This is a genomic window from Streptomyces sparsus (assembly GCF_054776295.1).
The window spans coordinates 1-4,716 of sequence record NZ_BAAHCA010000350.1 but is presented as its reverse complement, the minus strand read 5'-3'; the positions used below and the strand labels follow the sequence as shown (position 1 = coordinate 4,716).

Below are 4,716 nucleotides of genomic sequence, written 5' to 3'. Positions count from 1 at the left end.
CGCCGCCACCGCCGTCGCGCGCGCCGCCCGGGTTCCGCTGGCCCTCCACCTGGACCACGTCACCGGCCTCGACCTGCTGCACGCCGCGCACCCCGAGGGCTTCAGCTCGGTGATGTTCGACGGCTCGTCACTGCCCTACGACGACAACGTGAAGGCCACCGCGGAGGCCGTGCGGTGGGGGCGGCGGCGCGGCATCTGGGTGGAGTCCGAGCTGGGCCGCGTCGGCGGCAAGGACGGCGGTGCTCCACTGGCCGCGCACACGCCCGGCGCCCGTACCGAACCGGACGAGGCCGCACGGTTCGTCGAGGCCACCGACGTGGACGCGCTCGCCGCGGCCGTCGGCAGCACGCACGCGATGCGGGAACGCACCGCGGTCCTCGACACCGGGCTGATCCGGCGCCTGCACGGCGCGGTGCCGGTGCCGCTGGTGCTGCACGGCTCCTCCGGCGTCCCGGACGACGGCATCCGCGCGGCGGTGGCCGCGGGCATCTCCAAGGTGAACATCGGCACGGCGCTCAACGCCGCCTGCACCGCGGCCGTCCGCGCCCACCTCGCGGAGCACCCCGAGGCGGTCGATCCGCGCACCTACCTGGCACACGGGCGGCAGGCGATGGCCGACACGGTCGAGCACTTCCTCCGCCTCACCGCCGGCCCCCGCTGACGTCCGGTCGGCGTTCCACCGCCCACGCCACGGACAGGGCGAGGGCGTTGACGCCCACGCCGACACCGCAGCCGAGCGTGTTGAAGAAGACGTCCTCCAGGTCCACCACGCGTCCCGTCAGCCCCAGCCATTGCAGGAACTCGATGGTGGCGCTCAGCGCGGCGCCCAGGGCGAGCAGCCCGAGCCCGGGGAGACGACGGCGCGTCGCCAGTGACAGCAGAGGCGGCAGCGGGACGAACATCAGGGCGTTGGCCGTCCACTGCCGCACGACCATGGACCTCTCACTGTCGGAGGCCTGACCGCCCGAGCCGCCCAGCAGGGTGTCCACCCCGTCCCCCCATCCGATGTGCCGACTTCCCGTGCCACCGCCGTCGGAGAGGGTCACCGCGAGAACCAGCGCCACCCACGCGGCAGTAGCGGCAACGGCACAGTTCCCGATCAGGCGAGGCTGCTTCCGGCCCGCCCACTGCGCGGCAGCCGCGATCAGCAGCGCGACCCCCAGGGCGAGGGCGGTGGTCAGCGGTGTGACGTGCAGTACTACCTGCCACATGGTGTTCCTCGGTGCTTTCGGTGGCTCCCCGTGGCTGTCTCCTTCCGGCCGTCCGGCCGCCCCCGCTCGCGCCGGGGTGTCACCCGCCGCGATGCGGCCGCCGGTCGGCTGCCGCGGAGTCTACGTAAACTGACGCGCATGGCATGCCGCATCAGTGAGCTGGTCATCGACGTCACCGACCCCGAAAGGCTCGCCGCGTTCTGGAGCGAGGTCCTCGGCTACGTGGAACTCGGCCGGGAGGATGACGGAAGCATCGAGATCGGTCCGCCCGACACCGGGTTCGGCGGCCCGCAACCCACTCTCGTCCTCAGCCCCACGGCTGACCCCCGGCCCGGCAAGCTCCGGTTGCACATCGACGTCAACGCCACCGACCGCGACCAGGACGCCGAGCTGGAGCGGCTGCTCGCGCTCGGCGCCAGGCCCGTCGACGTCGGCCAGACCGGCGCCGAGAGCTGGCACGTGCTGGCCGACCCGGAGGGCAACGAGTTCTGCCTGCTGCGCACCCGGCTCCAGCCCCTCTGACTACCGCGCCCCGGCTGACTACCCGTGCCCCGGCGCGCGCGGCCGGGGTTCGGCCGGCCCCGCGGGGCCGGGGCGGCCCTCTCACCGCATGGGGGAAGCGGCACCTCGGTGAAGGGGGCAGCCAAGTGCGCTGATTCGATGGCGCGCATCGAACGGTGCACCCACGCTGGTCACCGTGGCAGAACCCAAGCACCAGATCCGCGCCCTGTACACCGCTTCCACGGTCACCGTCTACCAGGCGTACAGGCCGGAGATCGGCCTTTCTGCGGCCCGGGACGGTCGCTTCCCGACGACCTGGCAGCGGGACCGGATGACATGGATCAAGCCCTCCTTCCTCTGGATGATGTACCGCTGCGGATGGGGCTCCAAGGACGGCCAGGAAACTGTCCTCGCCATCGAGATCACCCGAGACGGCTTCGAGTGGGCACTGAAACACGCCTGCCTGTCCCACTACGAGCACGGGCTGCATCACGACCGCACAACCTGGAAACGCCAGTTGCGGCGGTCTCCGGCCCGGGTCCAGTGGGACTCGGAACGTGACCTGCACCTGCAGCCGCTCCCTCACCGCTCGCTGCAACTCGGTCTCACAGGAGAAGCCGCACACCGCTACGCGGACGAGTGGACGGTCTCCATCACTGACGTCACCACACTCGCGCACACGATCCACCACCACGTACAGGACGGGAACCCGGCAGCGGCACGACGCCTCCTACCCGCAGAGCATTCCTACCCAGCACCCGAGGGAGGCTTGCACCACTTGCACCGGTGAGCGGGACCGCCAATTCGGATGAGTTCTTACTCAGGTCGAGCGCTCCGGATCGGGGTCGAGCCGGTCCGCGAGGCGCTCGGCCTCGATCCGCAGCCACCGCAGCGCGAGTTTCAGAGAGATCATCTTCAGGGTGCCGAGGACGTACGGGACCGTCTCGCCCGTTCCGTGCACCTCCCCTTCCGCGCGCACCTCGCACCAGTAGCCCGCCGTAGGACGTGGCAGTAGGTCATGTGGTCGCCGCTCGTCGACCCACGAGCCACGCAGATCGATCGACTCAAAGCTCACGTGGGTGCACTCAAGGAACGGGTTGCCGAACGCGACGCGCAGATCTCCGAGTTGACCTACCGAGGCAGCCAGCACCAGGGACGATCGGCTCCTGCGGCTGACATCCCACGGACACGGCAGCTGAGCAACATCCGTATCCTCAGCGGTTTCCGGCGCCGCCGGAGTGACACCCGCGCGGTTCTGCCAGCGGTGAACCCCGTCCCGACCGCGTCCGTCGATCACTACCGTCCGGTCTCATGACGACGATAACCACGCGCACCGTCGAGTACCTGGCCGACGGTCTGACGATGCTCGGGCACCTCGCGCTTCCGGCCGGTACCGACCGCCGGCCCGCGGTGCTGCTCGGGCCAGAGGGCACGGGGCTCAGCGACGTCGAGTGCCGCCGGGCCGACACCCTCGCCGGCCTGGGTTACGTGGCGCTTGCCTTCGACATCCACGGGGGCCGCTATCTGGACGACCCCGAGGAGATGCTGGCCCGTTGCATGCCGTTGCTCGCCGACCCCGACCGGATGCGGGGCATCGGCCACGCGGCGCTCGACGTGCTGCGCGCCGAACCGACGGACGACACCGACCGGATCGCCGCCGTCGGCGACGGCACCGGCGGCGCGCCGGCGCTGGAACTCGGGCGCGACGGCGTCGACCTGCGCGCGATCGGGACCGTCAACGGACTGACCACCGGCCGACCGGCCGAGGCGGCGCGCATCCGCTGCCCCGTGTGGGCCGGGGTCGGGTCGGAAGACCCGATCATGCCGCCCGCCCAACGGGACGCGTTCACGGCCGAGATGCAGGCCGCGGGCGTCGACTGGCGCCTCGTGGTCTACGGCGGCGCCTTGCACGCCTTCCACCACCCGCCGGTCGACCACACCGTGCTCCCCGGCGTCGGACACCACCCGCGGCATGCGCAGCGAGCCTGGCATGACGTCGTCGACCTGCTCGCCGAGTGCCTGCCCGTGACGGAGTGATCTGGTCAGTCCGAACTCAAGCACCCACTGACCAGCGCTTACCGGTCAGCACGGCAGGTTTCCGGCGTATGCGGTCCCACCACTCCAGCGGCGCAGGACACTGACGACGCGTTCTCCGCCCAAGACCGGGACGTGGCGGACCACGGTGCTGCCAGTCCCGTGCGCGAGGGCACCCCGCAAGGCAAGAAGCCCCTCCGATCCCCCATGCGGGGCTCGGAGGGGCTGCGTCACGTTGTCCGGTGCAAAGGGCGCAGGCACGGGCGTGCGGCGCCCCGGCATGCTTCGGGACGGGTGGGGGTCAGCCGTCCATCTCGGCGAGCCAGACCCGGTCGACGGCCACGTCGCAGGAGTCGTCCTGGCCGCAGCTGACGCGGAAGACGTTGGTGCCCTCGTGAGCGGTGACCTCCCCGTAGGTGTAGGTCCACCCCTTCTCCCAGTCGCCCTGCTTGGCCTTGGCGAAGTTCTTGAAGTTGAGGTTCTGCGGCTTCTGGCCGTCGTTGACCCACAGGCCCATCTTGGCGTCCTTGCCGGGCACGCTGTAGCTGACGTACAGCTTGTACTTGCCAGCCTCGGGGACCTCGGCCGTCCAGGTCACCGACCCGGCGCCCGGCTGGAAGCCGGCGACGTACGAGCCGTCCTTCGCCTTGGAACCGGGAATGTCCTTGGCGACCTCGGGGCCGTTGTCCAACCGGAGACTGGAGGCGTCCTCGCTGGGCAGCTCCGACTTCTCCTCCGGTTCACCGCCGCCGTCGTTCTCCTGCGGGCCCTCGTTCTCCTGCTCGTCCTGCCCGGCCGAACTCGCCGGCGCCGTGGGTTCCTGGGAGGCGTTGGCCTTCTCGTCGCCGCTGAACGCCACCGCGGCGCCCACGCCGATCACGACCGCGGCCACCACCGCGAGGGCGCCGATCAGCAGACCGTTGCGCTTCCGCGGGCCGCTGCCCCGGCTGCCGCCGCCGCGGCCACCGCT

Annotated in this window: 7 protein-coding genes; 4 read left to right on the top strand and 3 right to left on the bottom strand. The window is 71.2% G+C overall.

Features of this window, described 5'->3' with window-relative positions; translation table 11 throughout:
• On the top strand, positions 1-661 hold a 661-nt coding region (locus tag ACYVE9_RS16120; RefSeq protein WP_461028549.1), incomplete at its 5' end, for a class II fructose-bisphosphate aldolase.
• Here ACYVE9_RS16120 and ACYVE9_RS16115 read toward each other — a convergent pair.
• The gene (locus tag ACYVE9_RS16115) at positions 642-1,211 is read right to left on the bottom strand and encodes a VanZ family protein (protein WP_461028548.1); all 570 of its coding nucleotides are present in this window, start codon (positions 1,209-1,211) and stop codon (positions 642-644) included. The two genes, ACYVE9_RS16120 and ACYVE9_RS16115, sit on opposite strands and share 20 nt — an antisense overlap.
• Before the next feature lie 138 nt (positions 1,212-1,349).
• On the opposite strand from ACYVE9_RS16115, the gene ACYVE9_RS16110 reads away from it, so the two are divergent.
• Both ACYVE9_RS16110 and ACYVE9_RS16105 read left to right on the top strand, forming a co-directional pair.
• On the top strand, positions 1,350-1,733 hold the full coding sequence (locus ACYVE9_RS16110; RefSeq protein WP_461028547.1) for a VOC family protein: 384 nt from the start codon (positions 1,350-1,352) through the stop codon (positions 1,731-1,733).
• Between the two features lie 175 nt (positions 1,734-1,908).
• On the top strand, positions 1,909-2,502 hold the full coding sequence (locus ACYVE9_RS16105) for a DUF4291 domain-containing protein (protein WP_461028546.1): 594 nt from the start codon (positions 1,909-1,911) through the stop codon (positions 2,500-2,502).
• A gap of 30 nt (positions 2,503-2,532) precedes the next feature.
• Here the strand turns inward: ACYVE9_RS16105 and ACYVE9_RS16100 are convergent, their stop codons facing one another.
• On the bottom strand, positions 2,533-3,009 hold the full coding sequence (locus ACYVE9_RS16100; protein ID WP_461028545.1) for a hypothetical protein: 477 nt from the start codon (positions 3,007-3,009) through the stop codon (positions 2,533-2,535).
• A 14-nt stretch (positions 3,010-3,023) separates the two neighbouring features.
• Here ACYVE9_RS16100 and ACYVE9_RS16095 point away from each other — a divergent pair, with 14 nt between their 5' ends.
• A complete protein-coding gene (locus tag ACYVE9_RS16095; protein ID WP_461028544.1) occupies positions 3,024-3,749 on the top strand; it encodes a dienelactone hydrolase family protein in 726 nt (241 codons plus the stop codon).
• 298 nt (positions 3,750-4,047) lie between these two features.
• Here ACYVE9_RS16095 and ACYVE9_RS16090 read toward each other — a convergent pair.
• On the bottom strand, positions 4,048-4,716 hold a 669-nt coding region (locus ACYVE9_RS16090; protein ID WP_461028543.1), incomplete at its 5' end, for a carbohydrate-binding protein.